General features: G+C 71.4%; 20 protein-coding genes and 1 pseudogene. 16 read left to right on the top strand and 5 right to left on the bottom strand.

The window, feature by feature from the left end:
- The 9 genes and pseudogenes from ABCR83_RS10015 to mutM all read left to right on the top strand — a co-directional run.
- Positions 1–472, top strand: a pseudogene (locus ABCR83_RS10015) (DAK2 domain-containing protein); the annotation flags it as partial.
- Between the two features lie 203 nt (positions 473–675).
- Complete coding sequence (gene recG / locus ABCR83_RS10020; RefSeq protein WP_462694627.1) at positions 676–2817, top strand: ATP-dependent DNA helicase RecG; 2142 nt, start codon at positions 676–678, stop codon at positions 2815–2817.
- Between the two features lie 84 nt (positions 2818–2901).
- A complete protein-coding gene (rsmD, locus tag ABCR83_RS10025) occupies positions 2902–3501 on the top strand; it encodes a 16S rRNA (guanine(966)-N(2))-methyltransferase RsmD (RefSeq protein WP_462694531.1) in 600 nt (199 codons plus the stop codon).
- Positions 3498–4010 carry a pantetheine-phosphate adenylyltransferase gene (gene coaD, locus ABCR83_RS10030; protein ID WP_462694532.1) on the top strand — a complete coding sequence of 171 codons (513 nt, stop codon included), beginning with the start codon at positions 3498–3500 and terminating at the stop codon, positions 4008–4010. The genes rsmD and coaD overlap by 4 nt, the downstream gene beginning before the upstream one ends.
- Before the next feature lie 92 nt (positions 4011–4102).
- Positions 4103–5161, top strand: a complete 1059-nt coding sequence (locus tag ABCR83_RS10035; RefSeq protein WP_462694533.1) for an ATP synthase subunit B family protein — start codon at positions 4103–4105, stop codon at positions 5159–5161.
- 181 nt (positions 5162–5342) lie between these two features.
- Positions 5343–5930: a YceD family protein gene (locus ABCR83_RS10040; protein WP_462694534.1), complete on the top strand. Its 588-nt coding sequence runs from the start codon at positions 5343–5345 to the stop codon at positions 5928–5930.
- Between the two features lie 2 nt (positions 5931–5932).
- On the top strand, positions 5933–6106 hold the full coding sequence (gene rpmF / locus ABCR83_RS10045; RefSeq protein ID WP_003951102.1) for a 50S ribosomal protein L32: 174 nt from the start codon (positions 5933–5935) through the stop codon (positions 6104–6106).
- 19 nt (positions 6107–6125) lie between these two features.
- On the top strand, positions 6126–6932 hold the full coding sequence (gene rnc, locus ABCR83_RS10050; protein ID WP_462694535.1) for a ribonuclease III: 807 nt from the start codon (positions 6126–6128) through the stop codon (positions 6930–6932).
- 85 nt (positions 6933–7017) lie between these two features.
- Positions 7018–7872 (top strand): bifunctional DNA-formamidopyrimidine glycosylase/DNA-(apurinic or apyrimidinic site) lyase, encoded by an 855-nt coding sequence (mutM, locus tag ABCR83_RS10055; protein WP_462694536.1) that lies wholly within the window; start codon positions 7018–7020, stop codon positions 7870–7872.
- 3 nt (positions 7873–7875) lie between these two features.
- Here the strand turns inward: mutM and ABCR83_RS10060 are convergent, their stop codons facing one another.
- Positions 7876–8286, bottom strand: a complete 411-nt coding sequence (locus ABCR83_RS10060) for a winged helix-turn-helix transcriptional regulator (protein ID WP_462694537.1) — start codon at positions 8284–8286, stop codon at positions 7876–7878.
- Between the two features lie 112 nt (positions 8287–8398).
- On the opposite strand from ABCR83_RS10060, the gene ABCR83_RS10065 reads away from it, so the two are divergent.
- Positions 8399–8983, top strand: coding sequence for a flavodoxin family protein (locus tag ABCR83_RS10065; protein ID WP_462694538.1), 585 nt, complete (start codon positions 8399–8401; stop codon positions 8981–8983).
- 63 nt (positions 8984–9046) lie between these two features.
- Here the strand turns inward: ABCR83_RS10065 and ABCR83_RS10070 are convergent, their stop codons facing one another.
- A complete protein-coding gene (locus ABCR83_RS10070) occupies positions 9047–10147 on the bottom strand; it encodes a CAP domain-containing protein (RefSeq protein ID WP_462694539.1) in 1101 nt (366 codons plus the stop codon).
- A gap of 168 nt (positions 10148–10315) precedes the next feature.
- Between ABCR83_RS10070 and ABCR83_RS10075 the strand changes: the two genes are divergently transcribed.
- The 4 genes from ABCR83_RS10075 to ABCR83_RS10090 all read left to right on the top strand — a co-directional run bounded on the left by ABCR83_RS10075 (position 10316) and on the right by ABCR83_RS10090 (position 16537).
- Complete coding sequence (locus ABCR83_RS10075; RefSeq protein WP_462694540.1) at positions 10316–10597, top strand: acylphosphatase; 282 nt, start codon at positions 10316–10318, stop codon at positions 10595–10597.
- 378 nt (positions 10598–10975) lie between these two features.
- Positions 10976–11182: a hypothetical protein gene (locus ABCR83_RS10080; protein ID WP_462694541.1), complete on the top strand. Its 207-nt coding sequence runs from the start codon at positions 10976–10978 to the stop codon at positions 11180–11182.
- A gap of 178 nt (positions 11183–11360) precedes the next feature.
- Complete coding sequence (gene smc, locus ABCR83_RS10085) at positions 11361–14918, top strand: chromosome segregation protein SMC (protein ID WP_462694542.1); 3558 nt, start codon at positions 11361–11363, stop codon at positions 14916–14918.
- Positions 14919–15118: 200 nt separating this feature from the next.
- Positions 15119–16537, top strand: a complete 1419-nt coding sequence (locus ABCR83_RS10090) for a sugar porter family MFS transporter (RefSeq protein WP_462694543.1) — start codon at positions 15119–15121, stop codon at positions 16535–16537.
- 32 nt (positions 16538–16569) lie between these two features.
- Here ABCR83_RS10090 and ABCR83_RS10095 read toward each other — a convergent pair whose 3' ends face one another.
- Positions 16570–17493 carry a LysR family transcriptional regulator gene (locus tag ABCR83_RS10095; RefSeq protein WP_462694544.1) on the bottom strand — a complete coding sequence of 308 codons (924 nt, stop codon included), beginning with the start codon at positions 17491–17493 and terminating at the stop codon, positions 16570–16572.
- Between the two features lie 70 nt (positions 17494–17563).
- On the opposite strand from ABCR83_RS10095, the gene ABCR83_RS10100 reads away from it, so the two are divergent.
- Complete coding sequence (locus ABCR83_RS10100; protein ID WP_462694545.1) at positions 17564–18919, top strand: FAD-binding oxidoreductase; 1356 nt, start codon at positions 17564–17566, stop codon at positions 18917–18919.
- A gap of 68 nt (positions 18920–18987) precedes the next feature.
- Here the strand turns inward: ABCR83_RS10100 and ABCR83_RS10105 are convergent, their stop codons facing one another.
- The gene (locus tag ABCR83_RS10105; RefSeq protein WP_462694546.1) at positions 18988–20472 is read right to left on the bottom strand and encodes a purine-cytosine permease family protein; all 1485 of its coding nucleotides are present in this window, start codon (positions 20470–20472) and stop codon (positions 18988–18990) included.
- Positions 20473–20685: 213 nt separating this feature from the next.
- Between ABCR83_RS10105 and ftsY the strand changes: the two genes are divergently transcribed.
- Entirely contained in the window at positions 20686–21918 is a 1233-nt protein-coding gene (gene ftsY, locus ABCR83_RS10110) for a signal recognition particle-docking protein FtsY (protein ID WP_462694547.1), read from the top strand.
- Positions 21919–22030: 112 nt separating this feature from the next.
- Here ftsY and ABCR83_RS10115 read toward each other — a convergent pair whose 3' ends face one another.
- Positions 22031–22699 carry a bifunctional DNA primase/polymerase gene (locus ABCR83_RS10115; RefSeq protein WP_462694548.1) on the bottom strand — a complete coding sequence of 223 codons (669 nt, stop codon included), beginning with the start codon at positions 22697–22699 and terminating at the stop codon, positions 22031–22033.
- Positions 22700–22891: the final 192 nt, after the last annotated feature.

Here is a 22891-nt window from a genome sequence, read left to right on the forward strand (position 1 = left end):
GGCGGCCGCCGCGGAACAGGCCCGCGCCGAGGGCGTACGGGTGGCCCTGATCCCCACCCGCTCCCCGGTGCAGGGCATCGCCGCCCTCGCCGTCCACGAGCCCGGGCGCCGCTTCGACGAGGACGTCGTCGCCATGACCGCCGCCGCGGGCGCCACCCGCTACGCCGAACTGGCCGTCGCCGAGCGGCAGTCCTGGACCATGGCGGGCGTCTGCCAGGCCGGGGATGTGCTCGGCCTGATCGACGGGGACGTCGCCGTGATCGGCGCGGAGCTGGCCGCGACCGCCGAGACCGTGCTCGACCGGATGCTGGCGGCGGGCGGCGAAATGGTCACCCTGGTCCTGGGCGCGGACGTCCCGGACGCGGTCGCCGACCGGCTGGAGCGGCATGTACGCGGCGGTCACCTCGCCGTGGACACCGTGGTCTACCGGGGCGGACAGCAGTCGGCACCGCTGCTCATCGGCATCGAATAGACGGCATCGAATAGACGGCATCGAATAGCCCCGGCTGTCAGCGGCCTGGTGTGCAATAGGGGCGTGCCCGCGCTCGACACTGCGAATTCCTGGGGGATGACCCCCAGACCCCCAGCCGGAGCCCCACGGCGCCGGCCCTGGAGACAATTGTGCTGCTCAACGAACCACTGAAGAAGATCCTCGGCGGCAACACCGCGAAGGTGATGGCCGAGCACCTCGGCCTGCACACCGCCGGCGATCTGCTGCACCACTACCCGCGCCGCTACGCCGAGCGCGGCGAGCTGACCCGGCTCGCCGATCTGCCGCTCGACGAGCACGTCACGGTGGTCGCCCAGGTCGCCAAGGCGGCCATGAAGACCTTCAACCATGGCAAGGGCGTCCGCCTGGAGGTCGTGGTCACCGACGGCAGCGGCTCGCTGACCCTGGTCTTCTTCGGCCGGGGCGCCTATGCGCGGGAGAAGGAGCTGATCCCCGGGCGGCGCGGCATGTTCGCCGGGAAGACGTCCCTCTTCAACCGCACCAGACAGCTGCTGCACCCCGACTACGAGCTGCTGGACCGCGACGGCGGCGCGGCCGCCGCCGAGGAGTTCGCGGGCCGGCTGCTGCCCATCTACCCGGCGTGCAAGCAGTTCCAGTCCTGGAAGCTCGCCAAGGCCGTCGGCACGCTGCTGGACCTCTTCGAGGCGGAGGGCTGGCAGGGCATCGTCGATCCGCTGCCGCCCGCGCTGCGCGAGGGCCGGGGGCTGGCCGAGCTCGCCGACGCCTTCCGCAAGGTCCACCGGCCGCGCGCCAAGGCGGACATCGAGGACGCCCGGGCCCGGCTGAAGTGGGACGAGGCATTCGTCCTCCAGGTCGCCCTGGCCCGTCGGCGGCATGCGGAGGGGCAGCTGCCGGCGGTGGCCCGCAAGCCCGTCCAGGGCGGGCTGCTGGACGCCTTCGACGCCAGGCTGCCGTTCACCCTGACCGAGGGTCAGCGCACGGTCTCCGCCGAGATCTTCGGCGACCTGGCCACCGAGCACCCCATGCACCGGCTGCTGCAGGGCGAGGTGGGCTCGGGGAAAACCCTGGTCGCCCTGCGCGCCATGCTGGGCGTCGTCGACGCGGGCGGCCAGGCCGCGATGCTCGCCCCCACCGAGGTGCTCGCCCAGCAGCACCACCGGTCGATCACCGAGATGATGGGCGAGCTGGCCGAGGCCGGCCTGCTGGGCGGTGCCGAGCAGGGCACCAAGGTGGTGCTGCTCACCGGCTCGATGGGCACGGCGGCGCGGCGGCAGGCGCTGCTGGATCTGGTCACCGGCGAGGCCGGGATCGTCATCGGCACCCATGCGCTGATCGAGGACAAGGTGCAGTTCCACGACCTCGGCCTGGTGGTGGTGGACGAGCAGCACCGCTTTGGAGTCGAGCAGCGCGACGCGCTGCGCTCCCGGGGCAAGCAGCCTCCGCACCTGCTGGTGATGACCGCGACGCCGATTCCCCGCACCGTCGCCATGACCGTCTTCGGCGATCTGGACACCTCCGTCCTGGACCAGCTCCCGGCCGGGCGTTCGCCCATCGCCACCCATGTGGTGCCCGCCAAGGACAAGCCGCACTTCCTGGCCCGCACCTGGGAGCGGGTGCGCGAGGAGGTCGAGGCCGGGCACCAGGCGTATGTAGTGTGCCCGCGCATCGGCGACGAGCAGGACGAGCCGGGGAAGAAGTCCGCGGAGTCCGTCGAGGACGCCATCGAGAAGCGCCCGCCGCTCGCGGTCCTGGAGATCGCCGAGCAGCTCACCGGGGGCCCGCTGGCCGGGCTGCGCATCGAGGTCCTGCACGGCCGCCTGCAGCCCGAGGCGAAGGACGACGTGATGCGCCGCTTCGCGGTCGGCGAGGTGGACGTCCTGGTCGCCACCACCGTGATCGAGGTGGGCGTGAACGTGCCCAATGCCACCGCCATGGTGATCATGGACGCGGACCGGTTCGGCGTCTCCCAGCTGCACCAGCTGCGCGGCCGGGTCGGCCGTGGCTCGGCGGCCGGGCTGTGCCTGCTGGTCAGCGAGATGCCGGAGGCCGGCCCCGCGCGGGCCCGGCTGGCCGCCGTGGCCGGCACGCTGGACGGCTTCGAGCTGTCCCGCATCGACCTCGAGCAGCGCCGCGAGGGCGATGTGCTCGGCCAGGCGCAGTCCGGCGTCCGCTCCTCGCTGCGCATGCTCACCGTCATCGACGACGAGGAGGTCATCGCGGCGGCCCGGGAGGAGGCCTCGGCGATCGTCGCGGCCGACCCCGGGCTGGCCCGGCTCCCCGAGCTGCGCACGGCGCTGGACGCGCTGCTGGACGCGGAGCGGGAGCGCTACCTCGACAAGGGGTGACCAGCGGCGGAGCCGCATAGGCTGAGGGTGCGGCGGCCCGTTCGCCGCCGCCCCGCCGCCGCCACTCCGAAGGACCGAGAGCCCATGACCCGCGTGATCGCCGGAGCCGCCGGCGGACGCCGCCTGGCCGTGCCGCCCGGCACCGGCACCCGCCCGACCTCCGACCGGGCGCGGGAGGGCCTCTTCTCCACCTGGGTGTCCCTGCTCGGCACCCTGCAGGGCCTGCGGGTGGCCGATCTGTACGGCGGCTCCGGCGCGGTCGGCCTGGAGGCGCTCTCCCGCGGCGCGGACCATGTGCTGCTGGTGGAGGCCGACGCCCGCGCGGTCCGGGTCATCCGGGAGAACGTCCGTGCGATCGGGCTGCCGGGTGCCGAGGTACGGACGGGCAAGGCGGAGCAGATCGCGTCGGCCCCCGCCCCCGGCGCCCCCTATGACGTGGTCTTCCTCGACCCGCCCTATGCCGTGACAGATCAGGAACTGCGGGAGATCCTGCTCACACTCCGCACCCATCACTGGCTGGCCGAGGGTGCGCTGATCACCGTGGAGCGCAGCACCCGAGGCGGGGAATTCCGCTGGCCGGAGGGTTTCGCGGCGCTGAGGGCCCGTCGCTACGGCGAGGGGACGCTTTGGTACGGTCGCGCCGCCTCGGCGTGCACGGCCGACCCGGCTCAGGGCACGCCATGAATGGACCGGAGAGCGAGGAACCACCGTTGTTGCGCCGCGCCGTCTGTCCGGGGTCGTTCGACCCCGTCACCAATGGACACCTCGACATCATCGCCCGCGCCGCGAAGCTGTACGACGTCGTACACGTCGCCGTGATGATCAACAAGTCCAAGCAGGGCTTGTTCACGGTCGAAGAGCGGATAGAACTGTTGCGCCAGGTCACCGCCGAGTACGGCAACGTACAGGTGGAGTCGCACCATGGACTGCTGGTCGACTTCTGCCGGGACCGTGACATCGCCGCCATCGTCAAGGGCCTGCGGGCCGTCAGCGACTTCGACTACGAACTGCAGATGGCCCAGATGAACAACGGCCTCTCGGGCGTGGAGACGCTGTTCATACCGACCAACCCCACCTATAGCTTCCTGTCGTCCAGCCTGGTCAAGGAGGTCGCGGCCTGGGGCGGCGATGTCTCCCACCTGCTGCCGCCGGTGGTGCTGGAGGCACTCACCGAGCGGCTCGCGCACTCCTGATGATCTGACAAGTCGTCAGTTGGTGTCAGGCCGGGGCCGCTGGCCGTACAGTCGTCCCGTTCGTACCAGCCAAGAAAGCGACGGTCGCCAAGGTGGACGTGCAGAAGAAGCTCGACGAGATCGTCACGGCCGTCGCCGGTGCCCGTTCCATGCCCATGTCGGCCTCCTGCGTCGTCAACCGGGCCGAGCTGCTCGCCCTGCTGGAAGAGCTGCGGGCCGCTCTGCCCGGTTCGCTGGCCCGGGCGCAGGAGCTCATCGGCGACCGGGAGCAGCTGGTCGCCGAGGCCCAGGAGGAGGCCGAGCGGATCCTGGAGTCCGCGCGCGCCCACCGGGGTTCGCTGATCTCCGACACCGAGGTCGCCCGGGAGTCCCGGGAGGAGGCCGACCGGATCCTGGCCGAGGCCGGCCGGGAGGCCGAGGAGATCCGCGCCCAGGCCGACGACTATGTCGACAGCAAGCTCGCCAACTTCGAGGTCGTCCTGACCAAGACCATCGGCTCCGTCGACCGCGGCCGGGAGAAGCTGCTCGGCAGGGGCGACGGCTACCAGGACCCCGAGGACGCCGAGGTGCCCGAGCGCAGCACCGATCCCGGCACCCAGCGCCACAACGCCGACGCCTATGTGGACGCCAGGCTCGGCGCGGTCTCGGCCGTGCTGGCCAAGACCCTCGAGGCGGTCGGCCGGGGCCGTCAGAAGCTGCAGGGAGCCCGGCCGATCGACGAGCTGGGCGCCCACCTGGCGGCCCAGGACGACCTCGCCGCGGGCCACGGCCCCAGCGACGCGGACTTCCTCGCCCACCTGGCCGCCCCCGGCGAACCGGCCGCGCAGCCGCCGGCCCAGCCCGGCTACCCCGAGTACCCCGAGTACGCCGTGCCCGCCGCCGGCTACCAGCCCCAGGAGGCGTACGGCTACCAGCCGCACTATGCGCAGCAGCCGGACCCCTACGCCGCCCAGGGCGGCTACCAGCAGCCGGATCCCTATGCCTGGCCGGTGCAGAACACCGGGCCGGGCCAGGGCGCGGACGGCGGCGCGTACCAGCAGCCGCAGCCGCAGCCGCAGCCCCAGCCGGGCGGTGCGCTCGACGAGACCAGCCTGTTCGACACGAGCATGATCGACCTCAACCAGCTCCGCCGCTACGAGCAGGGACGCTGACCCGGCCGACGCGGATTGGGCCCACAGCGGGCCGTCCAGTATCCTGGCTGTTCGGTCGCGTGCACGACCGCGATCCAGGCTGCCCACGGTGTATCACCATCGATCGCCATGGCGGCAGCCGTCACCGCAGCGTAGAAAGCAGGAAGCCCTGAACGCCCGCCTTGATCACCGTTCCCCTCTTGTGTTCGACACACACGAGCTGGGGCGGCGTCCCGGTGCGCTGAAGAGGGTTTCCCGCTCCGTCCCGGCCCCGACCGACCTCGGCATCGGGGTCGCCGAGGGCGCGACGGTGGAGCTCGACCTCCGCCTTGAGTCGGTCATGGAAGGGGTGCTTGTCACAGGCACCGCCCGTGCACCGCTGGCAGGGGAGTGCGTAAGGTGTCTGGAGCCGCTGGAGCGAGAGCTCGACGCGGACTTCCAGGAGATGTTCTCCTACCCCGACGCCGACGACCGGAGCCGCCCCAAGGCGGAGCCCGGCGACGACGCCGAGGAAGAGGAGGACATGCTCTTCCTCGAGGGCGACCTGTTCGACCTCGAGCCCGTGCTGCGCGATGCGGTGGTGCTCGCACTGCCGCTGCAGCCGGTGTGCCGGGAAGACTGTCCCGGCCTGTGCTCCGAGTGCGGAGCGCGGCTGGCGGACGAACCGGACCACCATCACGAGACCGTCGACATTCGTTGGGCGGCACTGCAGGGACTCGCCGGATCCGGCCAGGACGGCGAGATGGACAACGCACCCCGTTCCGACGGGGATGACTCACAGGAGAAGTAGCCGTGGCTGTTCCGAAGCGGAAGATGTCGCGCAGCAACACGCGCCACCGCCGGTCGCAGTGGAAGGCTGCGGTCCCCACCCTGGTGGCGTGCGAGCGCTGCCACGAGCCGAAGCAGCAGCACATCGCGTGCCCCAGCTGCGGCACCTACAACAAGCGCCAGGTCCTCGAGGTCTGATCGGCGGGTGACAGGCTTTATGTCAGACGCCACTACCTCGTCCCGCAAACGCGGGGATGGCTCCGGACCGGTGCCACAGGCGGACACGGCCTCGTCTCACGCGCTTCTGGAAGGGCGGCTCGGGTATGAACTCGAGACCGCCCTTCTGGTGCGTGCGCTGACCCACCGTTCCTACGCGTACGAGAACGGCGGCCTGCCCACCAACGAGCGGCTGGAGTTCCTCGGGGACTCGGTGCTCGGCCTGGTGGTCACGGACACGCTGTACCGCATCCACCCGGACCTGCCCGAGGGCCAGCTGGCCAAGCTGCGGGCCGCGGTGGTCAACTCCCGGGCGCTGGCGGAGGTCAGCCGTGGCCTGGACCTCGGCGCCTTCATCCGGCTCGGCCGCGGTGAAGAGGGCACGGGCGGCCGGGACAAGGCATCCATCCTCGCGGACACCCTGGAAGCGGTGATCGGCGCGGTCTACCTCGACCAGGGTCTGGACGCCGCCGCCGAACTGGTGCACAGGCTCTTCGATCCGCTGATCGAGAAGTCCTCGAACCTCGGCGCCGGCCTGGACTGGAAGACCAGCCTCCAGGAGCTCACGGCCACCGAGGGGCTGGGCGTGCCGGAGTATCTCGTCACCGAGACCGGGCCCGACCACGAGAAGACCTTCACGGCTGCTGCCCGCGTCGGTGGTGTCGCGTACGGCACCGGCACCGGCCGCAGCAAGAAGGAAGCGGAGCAGCAGGCGGCGGAGTCCGCCTGGCGTGCCATCCACGGTGCCGCCGAGGCGCGCGCCGGGGACGGGCAGTCGGACGACAAGCCCGACGACGCTTCGCTCTGAGCCACCCTTCGGCCCGCGGCGCCCTCCGGCGTCGCGGGCCGAAGGTTTTCCCGCCGCTTTCCCAGGGCCTTTCCGAAGGAGATCCGTGCCCGAGCTGCCCGAGGTCGAGGTCGTACGGCGCGGACTGGAGCGCTGGGTCTGCGGGCGCACGGTCGCCGAGGTGCAGGTCCTGCACCCCCGGGCGGTCCGCCGCCATGAGGCCGGGGCGGAGGACTTCGCCGCCCAGCTGACCGGCCATCCGCTGGGCGCCGCCCGGCGGCGGGGCAAATACCTCTGGCTGCCCCTGGGCGACCGGCCCCAGGCCGTGCTCGCCCACCTCGGGATGAGCGGCCAACTGCTGGTCCGGCCACCGGACGCCCCCGACGAGAAGCACCTGCGGGTGCGCGTCCGGTTCGCCGACCCTGCGGGCACCGAACTGCGCTTCGTCGACCAGCGCACCTTCGGCGGGCTCTCGCTGCACGACACGGACCCCGAAGGGCTCCCGGATGTCATCGCGCACATCGCACGCGATCCGCTGGACACCGCTTTCGACGACGAGGCGTTCCATGCCGCGCTGCGCCGTCGCCGTACCACCGTCAAACGCGCCCTGCTCGACCAGTCGCTGATCAGCGGGGTCGGCAACATCTATGCCGATGAGGCGCTGTGGCGCTCCCGGCTGCACTACGACCGGCCGACCGCGACCCTGACCCGGCCGCGCACCGCCGAACTGCTGACCCACATCCGTGAGGTCATGAACGAGGCCCTGGCGGTGGGCGGCACCAGCTTTGACAGCCTCTATGTCAATGTGAACGGCGAATCCGGCTATTTCGACCGGTCGTTGGACGCCTATGGGCGCGAGGACCAGCCCTGCCGCCGTTGTGGCACCCCCATGCGCCGGCGTCCGTGGATGAACCGCTCCAGCTACTTCTGCCCGCGCTGCCAACGCCCGCCGCGCGGCTGAGTGTTACGCCCGCCCGGCATCGTATGCCCGCCGGGCCGCGGTGACCTCGGGCATTCGGGACTCCACGAGCTCGATCAGCCCCATCAGCCGCTCGGCCACCTCCTCTCCCAGCGGGGTGAGCCGGTAGTCCACGCGCGGGGGATTGGTCGGCTGGGCCTCGCGGTGGACCAGCCCGTCGCGTTCCAGTGCGTGCAGAGTCTGGGACAGCATCTTCTCGCTGACGCCCTCGACGCGGCGGCGCAGCTCGTTGAAGCGCAGCGTGTTCTCGCGCAGCGCGCCCAGGGTCAGGCTGCCCCAGCGCCCGGTGACATCGCCCAGCGTTTCGCGCGAGGGGCAGTCCCGGGAGAAGACGTCGAAGGCCAGCGCGTCATTGCAGCTGCCGCTGGCCTGCCTGGCGGTGCCGTCGGTCGTCATGCGATCACCATACTCCGGTAAAGCGCTCACTCCTAGGTTGCGCTAACCAAAAGTTAGTGCTTACCTTTCCTCATCGGATTCCCCCCCGTGATTCCCCCGAGGAGCTTCTGTCATGACGACGCCTGTCATCTCCATCGCCTACCACTCCGGCTTCGGCCACACCACCGTTCTCGCCGAGGCCGTCCGCACCGGGGCGGTCGAGGCCGGAGCGACCGTCCAGCTGATCAAGGTCGACGAGATCACCGAGGAACAGTGGGAGCTGCTCGACGCCTCCGATGCGATCGTCTTCGGCTCGCCCACCTACATGGGCACCGCCTCCGGCGCCTTCCATGCCTTCGCGGAGGCATCCTCCAAGCGCTGGTTCGCCAACGCCTGGCAGAACAAGATCGCCGCCGGTTTCACCAACTCCGGCTCCAAGAGCGGCGACAAGCTGCACACCCTGCAGTTCTTCACCATCCTCGCCGCCCAGCACGGCATGCACTGGGTCAGCCTCGGACTGCACCCGGGCTGGAACAACTCGACGGCGTCCGAGCAGGACATCAACCGCCTCGGGTTCTTCATGGGGGCCGGCGCCCAGAGCAACAACGACCAGGGCCCCGAGGGAGTGCACAAGGCCGACATCGAGACCGCCGTGCACCTCGGCCGCCGGGTCGCCGAGCAGACGAAGATCTTCGTCGCCGGCCGCGTCGCCGCCTGACCCGCGTCCCGCCCCCCATGGGCCGTTGCCCGCCGGCCGGCCTCCGGCGGGCAACGGCCGGGGTCAGTAGCCGAAGTCCTGGGTCCACCAGGGCCCGCCCGGGCCCCGGTGCACGCCGACGCCAAGGGTCCGGTACTCGCAGTTGAGGATGTTCTGCCGATGGCCCGCGCTGCGCATCCAGGCATCCATCACCGTGTGCGCGTCCGGGTGGCCGCGGGCGATGTTCTCGCCGCCGAGGTTCCTGATGCCGCGCCTGGCGGCCCGGTCCCACGGCGACTTGCCGTCCGGGTCGGTGTGGTCGAAGAAGCCCCGCCGGGCCATGTCGTCGCTGAAGGACTGCGCGAGGGTGCCGAGCCGGTGGTCGACGTGCAACGGGCGGCAACCGACCTTCGCCCGCTCCGCGTTGACCAGGGCGACGACCTGGCTCGCGACCGAGGCATGGACATCGGCGGCCGGCTGCTCGGGCGCCCGCACCTCCGCCGTCTCCGTCGCGGAGACCTCGGCGGAGACGTCCGAGGGAAGCCCGGAGGAGGGCGCCGCCACGGGCGTACGGGCCGGGCGCGGCCCGGCGTTGGGGGTGCCGTGCGGGGTGATGCCGGCGGCGGCCGGCCGGTGCGCCACCGGGGCGGCCGGAACGGGCGCCGCCGCGGAGTGCGCGGAGGGGGTGGGCGAGGGGGTACGGCCGTACGTCCGGCTCGCGGGGACCTCCGGGCGCTGGGCCGGGACGGTCGGTCCGGTGTGCCGTGCCGGCGGCGGTGGTGATTCGGACCGGGTGTCGGGCGGGGTGCCCACCGGGGTGTCCAGGGGCGCGTCGGCGCGCACCTGTCCGCTGGTGCCGCCGCTGTGCCCGCTCCCGGTGTCGCCGCCGACCGCCAGTGGATTGCCCGGCAGCAGGCCGGAGACCATGGCGACCGCGCCCATGGCCACCGCGGCGGAGGCGCCGAACAGCCCGGCCCGCGCCGGGGTCTTCGCCTTGGCCGTCTTGCCGGGCCTGGCCGCCTTCGGCCCGGGCCGGTGCGGGCTTCGGTGCCGCCCCGCGCCGACCGGGCGGGAGGGGGAGGCGATGGGGATGGGTACGGTGGGTGCTTCGTCCGGGTCGACGTGCCCGGCCGTCTCGCTCGTCAGGGGAGCCCGGGGACTCGCTGCCGCTTTGTCTGAGGTCACAGAGGCAGAGCGTCGATGACGACCCATCCGCTGCCTTCCTTTGTGCTCGGCTGTGCTCGGCGTCAAAGTGCGTCACTCGTACGGGGGAGTCTTTTCGACCCGGGACTGTACGGCATGCAGTGCGGGGCCGAAGTGCTGCTTATCTAATTGGCCGGTTAGCGTGCAGACATGAACGAGAATGTTCGTCTTACTGCCTGGGTTCGTGGCCAAGTGCAGGGTGTTGGTTTTCGATGGTTCGCCCGGGAGAACGCAATGCGCATCGGGGATCTGACCGGGTTCGCGTCGAACCTCGCGGACGGACGGGTGCAGGTCGTCGCCGAGGGACCGCGCACCGGGTGCGAACAATTGCTCGACTGGCTGCGTGCGGGAGATACGCCCGGCCGCGTGGACGGGGTCACCGAGATCTGGGACACACCGCGCGGCGGATACAACGGGTTCGAGATCCGCTGACCGTGCGGCAGGGAAAAGGGAATCCCCCGGAGAAGGGCTCGTCATATGCCTTCGGCATGTGTGAACCGGGGAAATCGCCTGATGGTTGCCAAGACGGCCCCGCCATGCAAGGCTGCCTCTCAACGGATGATCTCCACGCCCCCCGGTCCCGGACGAGGAAAGCGCCGCGCATTTCGCCGCCGCACACCCCCGGGACGCCGGTCGATACGGGGTGTGATCGTGTTGACCGTCAAACCTTTTGGTGAGACTCTGGAAGCCCCGCGCACCTTAGCTGTTTGGCATTGAAACACCGCAGTAGTGATGGCAGACACCGCGGGTGCGAATCCCTCACGACCCACACCGCTTCGGTCGGTCACTCAGTGTGGAGGACCATCCATCATGGCAAAGGCGCTTCTCGGTTACGTCGGCGGCTCCGACCCCCGAGTCCTCTCCGAGATGCGACGGCTTCAGCAGCGAGTCCAGGACCTGGAATCCGAGCTCATCCGGATGCAGGCCGAGAACGACGCGCTGTCTGCCGCCGCTCACCGCGGTGACTCGCTGCTCGACAGCATCGACGTACCCCAGGCGGAGCCTGCGCTCGCCTGACCGCGCGCCCCACCCCGGGGGCCCGGCCAGGCTGCCCCGTCAGCCGCTCAGAGAGTCTGCAAAGGGACGCTTCGGCGTCCCTTCGTCATTTCCGGATGTTTCCGCCCCCACCCCACACCGCATCATGTGCCCTGCACCTTCCAGGACGAAACCGAGATGAACGGTAGAGTCCTTCCGCGTGCACCTCAAGAGTCTGACCCTGCGCGGCTTCAAGTCCTTCGCCTCGGCCACGACCCTGCGCTTCGAACCCGGCATCACCTGTGTCGTGGGCCCCAATGGCTCGGGCAAGTCCAATGTGGTGGATGCCCTGTCCTGGGTCATGGGCGAGCAGGGCGCCAAGTCGCTGCGCGGCGGCAAGATGGAGGACGTCATCTTCGCCGGGACGACCGGCCGTCCCCCACTGGGCCGCGCCGAGGTCTCGCTGACCATCGACAACTCCGACGGCGCGCTCCCCATCGACTACGCCGAAGTGACCATCACGCGGATCATGTTCCGCAACGGCGGCAGCGAGTACCAGCTCAACGGCGACACCTGCCGCCTCCTGGACATCCAGGAACTCCTCTCCGACTCCGGCATCGGCCGGGAAATGCATGTCATCGTCGGCCAGGGCCAGCTCGACTCCGTCCTGCACGCCGACCCGCAGGGCCGCCGCGCCTTCATCGAGGAGGCGGCGGGCGTCCTCAAGCACCGCAAGCGCAAGGAGAAGGCGCTGCGCAAGCTGGACGCGATGCGCGCCAACCTCGCCCGGGTCCAGGACCTCACCGATGAGCTGCGGCGCCAGCTCAAGCCGCTGGGGCGGCAGGCCGCGGTCGCCCGGCGGGCCGCCGTCATCCAGGCCGACCTGCGCGACGCCCGGCTGCGGCTGCTCGCCGACGACCTGGTGACCCTGCGCGAGGCGCTGCGCGCCGAGGTCGCGGACGAGGCCGCGCTCAAGGGCCGCAAGGAGGCCGCCGAGGCCGAGCTGTGCGCCGCGGCACAGCGCGAGGCGGCACTGGAGGAGCAGGTCGGGGAGCTCACCCCGCGCCTGGCGGCGGCCCAGCAGACCTGGTACGAACTGTCCCGGCTCGCTGAGCGGGTGCGCGGCACGATCGGCCTCGCCGATGCCCGCGTCACCAGCGCGAGCACGGCCCCCACCGAGGAACGGCGCGGCCGTGACCCCGAGGACCTCGAGCGCGAGGCGGCCCGCATCCGGGAGCAGGAGGCGGAGCTGGCGGCCGCCCTGGAGGCGGCGGGCCGGGCCCTGGAGGACACCGCACAGCACCGTGCCGAGCTCGAACAGCGGTTGGCCGACGAGGAACGCCGGCTGCGGGACGCGGCCCGGGCCGGTGCGGACCGCCGCGAGCAGCTGGCCCGGCTGCACGGCCGGGTCACCACGGCCCGCGGCCGGGTGGCGTCCGCCGAGGCCGAGATCGGCCGGCTGGTGGCCGCCCGCGACGAGGCACGGGAGCGGGCCGCCACCGCACAGGCGGAGTACGAGCGGCAGCAGGCCGAGACCGACGGCGCCGACGCCGGGGACCTCGAGCTGACCGGCCGCCAGGACCGTGCCAAGCAGGAACTCGCCGAGGCCGAGGCCGGGTTGACCGCCGCCCGGGAGGCCGCGACCACCGCCGAGCGCCAACGGGCCGCGATCACCGCCCGGCATGACGCACTGGCCCTCGGGCTGCGCCGCAAGGACGGCACGGGCGCGCTGCTGTCGGCGAAGGAACGATTGTCCGGACTGCTGGGCCCGGCTGCCGAACTCCTTTCCGTGGCACCGGGATACGAGCTTCCCCTTGCCGCCGCACTGGGCGCGGCGGCGGACGGCGTCGCCGTCACCGGGCTGCCCGCCGCGGCCGAGGCGCTGCGGCTGCTGAAGAAGGAGGACGCGGGCCGGGCCGTGCTGCTGCTCGGCGGGGCCCCCGAGCCCCGCACCGACCCCCCGGCCGGTCGTCGCGCGGCGGCCGAACTCATCGATGCCCCACCGGAGTTGCTGCCCGCCGTACACCGGCTGCTGCGCGATGTCGCGGTCGTGGACACCCTGGAGGAGGCCGAGGAGCTGATCGCCTCGCACCCGGAGCTGACCGCCGTCACCGCCGAGGGCGACCTGCTCGGCGCGCATATCGCGCAGGGCGGATCCGGTGGGGCGCCGAGCCTGCTGGAGGTGCGGGCCGCCGTCGACGAGGCCGCCGCGGAGCTGGCCGAACTCGATGGTCGCTGCGCCGGGTTGACCGCTGGGCAGCGCTCGGCCGAGGTGCGGCGCACCCGGTGTGCCGCGCTGGTCGAGGAGCTGGCGGCGCTGCGCAGCTCGGCCGACCGGGAGAAGTCCCAGCTCGCCCAGGCCCTCGGGCGGCTCGCCGGACAGGCCCGGGCGGCGGCGGGCGAGGCCGAGCGGACGGCGGCCGCCGCCGCCCGGGCCGAGGAGGCGCTGGCCCGGGCCACAGAGGAGGCCGAGGAGCTGGCCGAGCGGCTGGCAGTCGCCGAGTCGCTGGCGGACGAGGAGGGCACGGACGAACCGGATACCTCGGTACGCGACCGGCTCGCGGCCGACGGGGCCAATGCGCGGCAGACCGAAATGGAGGCGCGCCTGGCGGTCCGTACCCATGAGGAGCGGGTCAAGGGCCTGGCGGGACGGGCGGATGGGCTGGACCGGGCGGCGCGCGCGGAGCGGGAGGCGCGGGCGCGCGCCGAACAGCGCCGTGCGCGGCTGCACCATGAGACCCGGGTCGCCTCGGCCGTCGCGGCCGGTGCCCGGCAACTGCTCGCCCATGTCGAGGTGTCGCTGGTACGGGCCGATGAGGAGCGGCAGGCTGCCGAGGCGGCGAAGGGCGAGCGGGAGCGCGAGCTCATGGAGGGGCGCAACCGGGCCCGCGAGCTCAAGTCGGAGCTGGACAAGCTGACCGACTCGGTGCACCGGGGCGAGGTGCTGGGTGCGGAGAAGCGCCTGCGCATCGAGCAGTTGGAGGCCAGGGCCCTGGAGGAGTTCGGCGTCGAACCGGCGGCCCTGGCCGAGGAGTACGGGCCGGACCGGCCCGTACCGCCGTCGCCCCCGGCGGAGGACGAGGAGCTGCCGGACGACCCGGAGCACCCGAGGAACCAGCCGGTGCCATATGTGCGGGCCGAGCAGGAGAAGCGGCTGAAGGCCGCGGAGCGGGCGTACCAGCAGCTCGGCAAGGTCAACCCGCTGGCGCTGGAGGAGTTCGCGGCGCTGGAGGAGCGGCACCGGTTCCTCTCCGAGCAGCTCGAGGACCTGAAGAAGACCCGGACCGATCTGCTGCAGGTGGTCAAGGACGTCGACAAGCGGGTCGAGGAGGTCTTCACCGAGGCCTACCGGGACACGGCCCGGGAGTTCGAGGGCGTGTTCTCGCGGCTGTTCCCCGGCGGGGAGGGGCGGCTGGTCCTCACGGACCCCGAGGACATGCTGGCCACCGGCGTCGATGTGGAGGCCCGGCCGCCGGGCAAGAAGGTCAAACGGCTGTCGCTGCTGTCCGGCGGTGAGCGCTCGCTGACCGCCGTGGCCCTCCTGGTGGCCATCTTCAAGGCGCGGCCCAGCCCGTTCTATGTGATGGACGAAGTCGAGGCGGCGCTGGACGACACCAACCTCCAGCGGCTGATCGGGATCATGAGGGAGCTCCAGGAGAGCTCCCAGCTGATCGTGATCACCCACCAGAAGCGGACGATGGAGGTAGCGGACGCCCTGTACGGCGTCTCCATGCAGGGCGATGGCGTCTCCAAGGTGATCAGCCAGCGACTTCGCTAACCATCTCTTCAACTGTTGAAGCCAACCTGTCTGGAAGGTCAGGAAGAGTTCTTCATCACCATCTATTGACTTAGGAAAATGAAGACATAGGGTCTGCTGCGTCGCTTATGTCTTCAAGTGGTGGCTGGTTGGATCTTGTGCCCCACCGGAAAGGCCACCCCCCACCTCCCGGCAGTGCCGCCGGGACCCAGGAGTACACGTTGACCAGCACTGCGATGGCGCAGGGGGCCGAGGGCCGCAAGGCCCAGCCGGACCACCTCGGCCACGTCATCTTCATCACCGCGGCCGCGGCCATGGGTGGCTTCCTCTTCGGCTACGACAGCTCCGTGATCAACGGCGCGGTCGAGGGCATCCGCGGGAAGTACGACATCGGTTCGGCCGCCCTGGCCCAGGTCATCGCCATCGCGCTGATCGGCTGCGCGATCGGCGCGGCCACCGCCGGCCGGATCGCCGACCGGATCGGCCGGATCCGGGTGATGCAGATCTCCGCCACCCTCTTCACCATCAGCGCGGTGGGCTCGGCGCTGCCCTTCGCGCTGTGGGACCTCGCCCTGTGGCGCGTCCTCGGCGGTATCGCCATCGGCATGGCCTCGGTCATCGGCCCCGCCTATATCGCCGAGGTCTCGCCGCCTGCCTACCGCGGCCGCCTCGGCTCCTTCCAGCAGGCCGCGATCGTCGTCGGCATCGCCATCTCGCAGCTGGTCAACTGGGGCATCCTCAACGCCGCGGGCGGCGATCAGCGCGGCAAGCTCCTGGGCATCGAGGCCTGGCAGCTCATGCTCGGCGTCATGGTGGTCCCGGCCGTCCTCTACGGCCTGCTCTCCTTCGCCATCCCCGAGTCCCCCCGCTTCCTGATCTCCGCCAACAGGATCGACAAGGCGAAGGCCGTGCTGGCGGAGGTCGAGGGCAAGGACACCGACCTCGACGCCCGTGTCGCGGAGATCGAGCACGCGATGCACAGCGAGGAGAGGTCCACGTTCAAGGACCTCCTCGGCGGTCGCTCCGGCCTCCTCCCGATCGTCTGGATCGGCATCGGCCTCTCGGTCTTCCAGCAGTTCGTCGGCATCAATGTCGCGTTCTACTACTCCTCGACGCTGTGGCAGTCGGTGGGCATCAACCCCGAGAGTTCGTTCTTCTACAGCTTCACCACATCGATCATCAACATCGTCGGCACCGTGATCGCGATGGTCCTCGTCGACCGTGTCGGCCGCAAGCCGCTCGCCCTCGTGGGCTCCGTGGGCATGGCCGTGTCCCTCGCCCTCGAGGCATGGGCCTTTGCCTCCAAGACCTCGGGCGGCACCCTGCCGACCGCCCAGGGCACGGTGGCCCTCGTCGCGGCCCATGCGTTCGTGCTCTTCTTCGCGCTCTCATGGGGCGTCGTGGTCTGGGTCTTCCTCGGCGAGATGTTCCCCAACCGCATCCGCGCCGCGGCCCTGGGCGTCGCCGCCTCGGCCCAGTGGGTCGCCAACTGGGCCATCACGGCCAGCTTCCCGAGCCTTTCGGACTGGAACCTCTCGGGTGCGTACATCATCTACGCGGTCTTCGCCGTGCTCTCCATCCCCTTCGTGTTGAAGTTCGTGAAGGAAACCAAGGGCAAGGCGTTGGAGGAGATGGGCTGACCCACCCCGCCTCCGGCGTGTCCGGGCGGTTGTCACGGCAGGGCGCGGTCCGGTGCGGTGAGGGCTGCCCGGAGCCTGCCGAGGAGGGCCTTGGCCGCGGGCCCGGCCGGCCCGTTCTGCCGCCAGGTCAGGGCGACCCGGCCGCGGGGCCGCGGATCCGTGATCTCCAGTGTCCGCAGCCCGGAGCCGGACGCCGTCCCGGCCGGGGGCGGCGGGACCACGGCCACCCCCAGGCCGCGGGCGGCGAGCTGCGCCAGGACCTTGGGGGCGGCCGCCTCGAAGGCGATGCGCGGTCTGAGGCCCGCCTCGGCGCAGACGCGGTCCAGCACCCCGCGCAGGCCGGTGCCGGGCGGAAGGCTGATCAACGGGCGCTCGCAGAGCTCGGCCAGCGGGACGCTCGTCCGGTCCGGGTGTGTGACGAGGGGGTCGTCCGGAGCCATGACGGCGACCAGGGGTTCGTCGATCACGATGTCCAGACAGACGCCCGGCGGGGGCTCCTCCTCGGCCAATCCCACGATGGCGATGTCGAGTTCACCACGGTGCAGCGCGGCGAGCATCCGCTCCGAGGTGTCCTCGGTCAGGGCGATCTCGATCCGCGGGTGGTCGTCGTGGAAGTCGGCGAGGACGGAGGCCACGTCGAACTCGTCGTCGGCGGCGCCCGAGACCAGGCCGATCGTGACCTGACCGCGGAGCAGCCCGGTGAGTTCGTCCACGGCCTGCCGCACGCCCAGCGTGGCCGCGAGCGCGGCCCGCGCGTACGGCAGCACCGCTGCGCCCGCCTCCGTCGGGGTCACCGACCGGCCGGAACGGTCCAACAACGGCTGGCCGAGTTCCCGTTCGAGCTGCCGGATCTGGGCGCTCACCCCCGGCTGGGCCAGATGCAGCCGGGCGGCGGCGCGGGTGAAGTTGGCCTCCTCCACCACGGTGACGAAGTACTGCAGCTGCCGGAGTTCCATAACTGTTGATTCTAGCTACCAGAAACACAATGTCTTGGACTTCTGGCCGGGCTCACAAGATCCTTGATCCATGCGAAACACGACGCAGCACACCACGGACATACCGGCCTTCACCGGCCCCGTCTTCCGCCCCGGTGACGCGGGTTACGACGAGGAGGTCTCCGGCTTCCAGACCGCCTACACGCACCGCCCCGCGCTGGTCGTCGGCGCGGCCGACGCCGAGGACGTCCGCAGGGCGGTGGTGTACGCGGCGGGGCGGGGGCTTCCGGTGGCAGTGCAGGCGACCGGGCACGGACTGTCGGTGGCGGCCGGGGACGGGGTGCTCATCAGCACCCGGCGCATGACGGAGGTGCGGATCGACCCCGGGAACCGCCGCGCCCGCGTCGGTGCCGGGGTCCGTGCGGGCGCGCTGATCGAGGCGGCCGCCGCCCACGGCCTGGCGCCGCTCAACGGCTCCTCGCCGTCCGTGGGCGTCGTCGGTTACACCCTCGGCGGCGGACTCGGGCTGTTGGCCCGGCAGTTCGGCTATGCGGCCGACCATGTGCACGCCGTCGAGATCGTCACCGCGGACGGACGGCTGCGCCGGCTGGAAGCGGGCGACGAACTGTTCGGCGCGGTGCTGGGCAGCGGCGGCAACTTCGGCATCGTGACCGCCCTGGAGGTGGGTCTCGTCCCGGTGCGCACGCTCTACGGCGGTCGGCTGGTCTTCGACACACCGCTGGCCGAGGAGGTGCTGACGGTCTGGCGGCGCTGGACCGCCGAGGTGCCCGAGGAGCTGACCTCCTCGCTCGTCCTGCTCCGCTACCCCGATCTCCCGCAGTTCCCCGCGCAGTTGCGCGGCCACTACATCGCCTCCGTCCAGGTCGCCCACAACGGCCCGGCCGAGGAGGGGGAACGCCTTGTCGCCCCGCTGCGGGCGGTCGGCGACCGCATCAAGGACGAGTTGCGCGTCCTGCCGTACACCGAGTGCCACACCATTTACAGCGAACCGGACTTCCCGCATGCCTACGCCGCCGCCAATGCGCTGGTCGACGACCTCACCCCCGAGGCGCTGGACGCCCTGTTCGCCGAAACCGGACCGGACTCGCCGTTCCCCTGCGTCGTGGACATCCGCCACCTCGGTGGCGCCCTGCGCAAGCCGGGACCCGCGGGGGTCGCGGTGGACCACCGGGAAGCCGAATTCATCGTCCGCGTCGTCCACGAGCCCGGGGCGGCCCGCGATGTGTCCGCCCTGCTGCGTGGCCTGCTCGGGCCCCGGGTCCTCGGCCACAGCCTCGCCTTTCTCTACGGTGCCGGCGAGCGCGCCGACGAGGCCCAGACCCGCTCCGGCTACCGGCCCGGCACCTATGACCGACTCGCCGCACTCAAGGCGGTCCATGACCCGCGGAACCTCTTCCGCTTCAACCGCAACGTCCGCCCCGCCTGACGCCAAACGGCCCCGCCACCGTCCCCGGAGACGGTGGCGGGGCCGCGTCGGGCCATGGGCCGGGGTGTCTACGCGGTGACCTTCTCGCGCTCGGCGCGGGGCGCCGGCACCGGTGCCGCCGGGGCGTTCTCCCGCGGCGCGGGCAGCACGGCCATGATCACCGCCGAGATCACAATGGTCGCGGCCCAGCCCAGGCCGTACTCGCCGACGAACGGGGTCGAGGCCAGCGGGCCGGTGAACCAGGCGCACTCGGTGAAGCAGATGCCCGCCGCCAGGGCGACCGTCCAGGCCGTCATCGCCTGCCAGCAGAAGCCGCCGGCGTACCAGTAGCGGCTGGTGCGGCCGGTGTCCATCAGGCCCTGGGCGTCATAGCGCACGGCCCGCGAGCGACGGCGCGCCATGTCGACCGTGTAGACGCCGATCCAGGCGGAGAAGGAGACCGCCAGCAGGATCAGGAAGGTGATGAAGGAGCTGAGGAAGCTCTTCGCGACCAGCATCAGCAGCAGGCCGCCGACCAGTGAGATCACGGCGTTGATGCTGACGGCCATCGCCCGCGGCAGCTTGACGCCCATGGTCTGCGCGGTGAAACCGGCCGAGTACATCGAGAGGCTGTTGATCAGCAGCATGCCGATGATGGCGGTGGCCAGGTAGGGCACGGCCAGCCAGGTCGGCAGGATGTCACCGAGGAAGGAGACCGGGTCCGGGGCCTCGGCCAGGCCCGGGGTGGCCACTGCCATGACGCCGCCCATCAGCACCATCGGGACCATCACCAGGCCCGCTCCGGAGACCGTCGCTCCGACGATCTTCTTGCCGGAGGCCGAGTGGGGCAGGTAGCGCGCGAAGTCGGGGCCGGTGGGGACCCAGCTGATGCCGCCCGCGGCGATGGTGCCGATACCCGCGATCATCATGGCGGTGGAGCCGGCGGGCTTGGCGAAGACCTCGCTCCAGTCGATGTGGACGATCAGATAGCCGAGCACCAGCACGCTGAAGACGCCAAAGAGGTATGTCGACCACTTGTTGCACACATTGAGCGCCTTGCGCCCCATTCCGCTCACCAGGAAGGTGCAGGCGACAAAGACGAAGAGGGTGACCACGATGAGCGCGGTGTTGCTCTTGATGCCGAAGAGCAGGTCGAGGACGGTCAGTACCGCATAGGCACCGGTGACCGCGTTGATCGTCTCCCAGCCGAAGCGGGCCACCCACAGGATCGCGCCCGGGAAGAGGTTGCCGCGGACGCCGAAGGTCGCGCGGGAGAGCATCGCGCCCGGGGCGCCGCCCCACTTGCCGGACACCGACAACAGACCGACCAGGCCGAAGGACGCCGCGGCGGCGCACCCGGCGACGATCAGCACCTGCCAGAAGTTCAGCTGGTTGAAGACCACCAGGGCCGCGCCCATGGTGAGCAGCAGCACGCTGATGTTGGCCGCGACCCAGGTCGGGAAGAGCTCCCTGACCCGACCGTGCCGTTCATGATCTGGAACGGGCTCGATGCCGCGGGTTTCTATCGCGCCTTCGGAGTCGGCGGTGCTCACGTTGTCCTTGTGGGGGGCCATAGGGGGGGCTCCGTGCATGTGAAGCGGGGGGAGGGGGAGAGTCCGGTTGGTACCTGGGCACGAGGGGACGCTGGGACTCTACGCGCGTCGCATCGTCACACGCCATCGTAGTTTGCTCCAACTTTGGTCGTTTAGTGACTTTGGTCCTCAGTACGACGGATGGAGCCCGCTCATGGCCGTTCGCGCGGCCCGGTGGCCGATACTGGGTGCGTTATGGAAACCGTCATCCTTGCCGTAGTCATCGCTGTGGTCGCGCTCGGCGCGATCAGCGGGCTCGTGGTCAGCAGCCGAAAGAAGAAGCAGCTGCCCCCGGCTCCGCCGAGCAGCCCGTCCGTTACCGCGCCGCCTGCCGAGCCCCACATAGGCGAGGAGGCCGAGGCCCCGCGCGAGGAGCGGCGCCGCACCGTCGAAGAGGTCGAGCTCCCGGCGCCCGCCGAGAGCGCTCAGGCGCCCGTCGTCGAGCCGGAGGCCCCCGAGGCCGAGGCCGCGCCCGGGATCGAGGTCCCGGAGCCCACCGCCGGCCGGCTGGTACGGCTCCGCGCCCGGCTCTCCCGTTCGCAGAACTCCCTGGGCAAGGGCCTGCTCACCCTGCTCTCCCGGGAACACCTCGACGAGGACACCTGGGAGGAGATCGAGGACACCCTGCTGACCGCCGATGTCGGCGTCGCCCCCACCCAGGAGCTGGTGGAGCGGCTGCGCGAGCGGGTCAAGGTGCTCGGCACCCGCACCCCGGAGGAGCTGCGGGGCCTGCTCCGCGAGGAGCTGCTCACGCTCATCGGCACCGACTTCGACCGGAGCGTCCACACCGAGCCCGGTGTCGGCGTGAACGGCGAGGAGAAGCCCGGTGTGGTGATGGTCGTCGGCGTCAACGGCACCGGCAAGACCACCACCACGGGCAAGCTCGCCCGGGTGCTGGTCGCCGACGGCAAGTCCGTGGTGCTCGGCGCGGCGGACACCTTCCGTGCCGCCGCCGCGGACCAGCTGCAGACCTGGGGCGAGCGGGTCGGCGCCCGTACGATCCGCGGGCCCGAGGGCGGCGACCCCGCGTCGATCGCGTTCGACGCGGTCAAGGAGGGCATCACCGAGGGCGCGGATGTCGTCCTGATCGACACCGCGGGCCGGCTGCACACCAAGACCGGGCTCATGGATGAGCTGGGCAAGGTCAAGCGCGTCGTGGAGAAGCACGGCTCGGTCGACGAGGTGCTGCTGGTACTGGACGCCACCACCGGGCAGAACGGCCTGGTGCAGGCGCGCGTCTTCGCCGAGGTGGTGAACATCACCGGCATCGTCCTCACCAAGCTGGACGGCACCGCCAAGGGCGGCATCGTGGTCGCGGTCCAGCGCGAGCTGGGCGTGCCGGTGAAGCTGGTGGGCCTGGGCGAGGGTGCGGACGATCTCGCGCCGTTCGAGCCGGAGGCGTTCGTGGACGCGCTCATCGGGGAGTGAGTCCCGCGCGGTGCCTCCGCCGTGAGGAACGGGCCCTGTCGCAGGTGCAGTTGCGACAGGGCCCGTTCCGTATTCCGGGAAGACATCACTTCGGGAAGACGCCGGGGGCGGCTCAGGAGGCGGGGGACCGGTGGCAGACATAGGCGAGCGTGCCCAGCAACAGCCGTGCCTCGGGCGGGCGGTCGGCGGTGTCCAGGGCCGGCGGGCGCAGCCAGCGCATCGGGCCCAGGCCCGCGAAGTCGGAGGGCGGGGCGGTGATGTGGTCACCGGGCCCCAGGCCGCGCAGATCGAGCCGGGTGTCGTCCCAGCCCATGCGGTAGAGCAGCTGGGGGAGTTCGGCGGCGGCCCCCGGCGCGACGAAGAACAGGGCGCGCCCGTGCGGGGTGAGGGCAACCGGACCGAGCGGCAGGCCCATCCGCTCCAGTCGGGTCAGCGCATGGCGGCCCGCCGCCTCCGCGACCTCCAGTACGTCGAACGAGCGCCCTACGGGCAGCAGTACGGCCGCACCGGGCACCTCGGCCCAGGCGGCCGTCGCGTCGTCCAGCGTGGCACCGGCTGGTACCTGTGGGGCGAAAGAGAGCGGATGGGCCCCGGGGGAAGGGCAGTTGGCGCTGCCGCAGGAGCAACTCACCCGCCCGCCGCGGGCGGCACGGGCGCCCGGCACCACATCCCACCCCCAGAGGCCGGTGTATTCGGCGACCGTGGTCGCGGATTCGGATGTGCGGCTTCGGCGCCGAGAGCTCGAGCGCAGGTCCCGGATGCCGCCGATGGTGAAGCCCATGCCCCCTCCAACGGGTCGTCTTCGCAGATGGTTACGGGTCGGAGTGTCCCGGACACGTACGGTCGCGGACGACCGGATCCGTGGCGGCGTGACGGTGTGCCGCGGGCGGCGAGGCGCGATGTGCGCGCCGTGGCGCGCATCCACGCGCCTTGTCCTGTTGTTCGTTGGGCGACCCGTGTCAAGTCAATCGTG

The organism is Streptomyces xingningensis, from assembly GCF_054957865.1.

Bases quoted from the DNA above. Each gene is read 5' to 3' on its own strand.
- recG (WP_462694627.1), top strand. From the start codon at position 676: ATGGCCGAGCACCTCGGCCTGCACACCGCCGGCGATCTGCTGCACCAC.
- rsmD (WP_462694531.1), top strand. From the start codon at position 2,902: ATGACCCGCGTGATCGCCGGAGCCGCCGGCGGACGCCGCCTGGCCGTG.
- coaD (WP_462694532.1), top strand. From the start codon at position 3,498: ATGAATGGACCGGAGAGCGAGGAACCACCGTTGTTGCGCCGCGCCGTC.
- rnc (WP_462694535.1), top strand. From the start codon at position 6,126: ATGTCAGACGCCACTACCTCGTCCCGCAAACGCGGGGATGGCTCCGGA.
- ABCR83_RS10060 (WP_462694537.1), bottom strand. From the start codon at position 8,286: ATGACGACCGACGGCACCGCCAGGCAGGCCAGCGGCAGCTGCAATGAC.
- ABCR83_RS10065 (WP_462694538.1), top strand. From the start codon at position 8,399: ATGACGACGCCTGTCATCTCCATCGCCTACCACTCCGGCTTCGGCCAC.
- ABCR83_RS10075 (WP_462694540.1), top strand. From the start codon at position 10,316: ATGAACGAGAATGTTCGTCTTACTGCCTGGGTTCGTGGCCAAGTGCAG.
- ABCR83_RS10080 (WP_462694541.1), top strand. From the start codon at position 10,976: ATGGCAAAGGCGCTTCTCGGTTACGTCGGCGGCTCCGACCCCCGAGTC.
- ABCR83_RS10095 (WP_462694544.1), bottom strand. From the start codon at position 17,493: ATGGAACTCCGGCAGCTGCAGTACTTCGTCACCGTGGTGGAGGAGGCC.
- ABCR83_RS10100 (WP_462694545.1), top strand. From the start codon at position 17,564: ATGCGAAACACGACGCAGCACACCACGGACATACCGGCCTTCACCGGC.
- ABCR83_RS10105 (WP_462694546.1), bottom strand. From the start codon at position 20,472: ATGGCCCCCCACAAGGACAACGTGAGCACCGCCGACTCCGAAGGCGCG.
- ftsY (WP_462694547.1), top strand. From the start codon at position 20,686: ATGGAAACCGTCATCCTTGCCGTAGTCATCGCTGTGGTCGCGCTCGGC.
- ABCR83_RS10115 (WP_462694548.1), bottom strand. From the start codon at position 22,699: ATGGGCTTCACCATCGGCGGCATCCGGGACCTGCGCTCGAGCTCTCGG.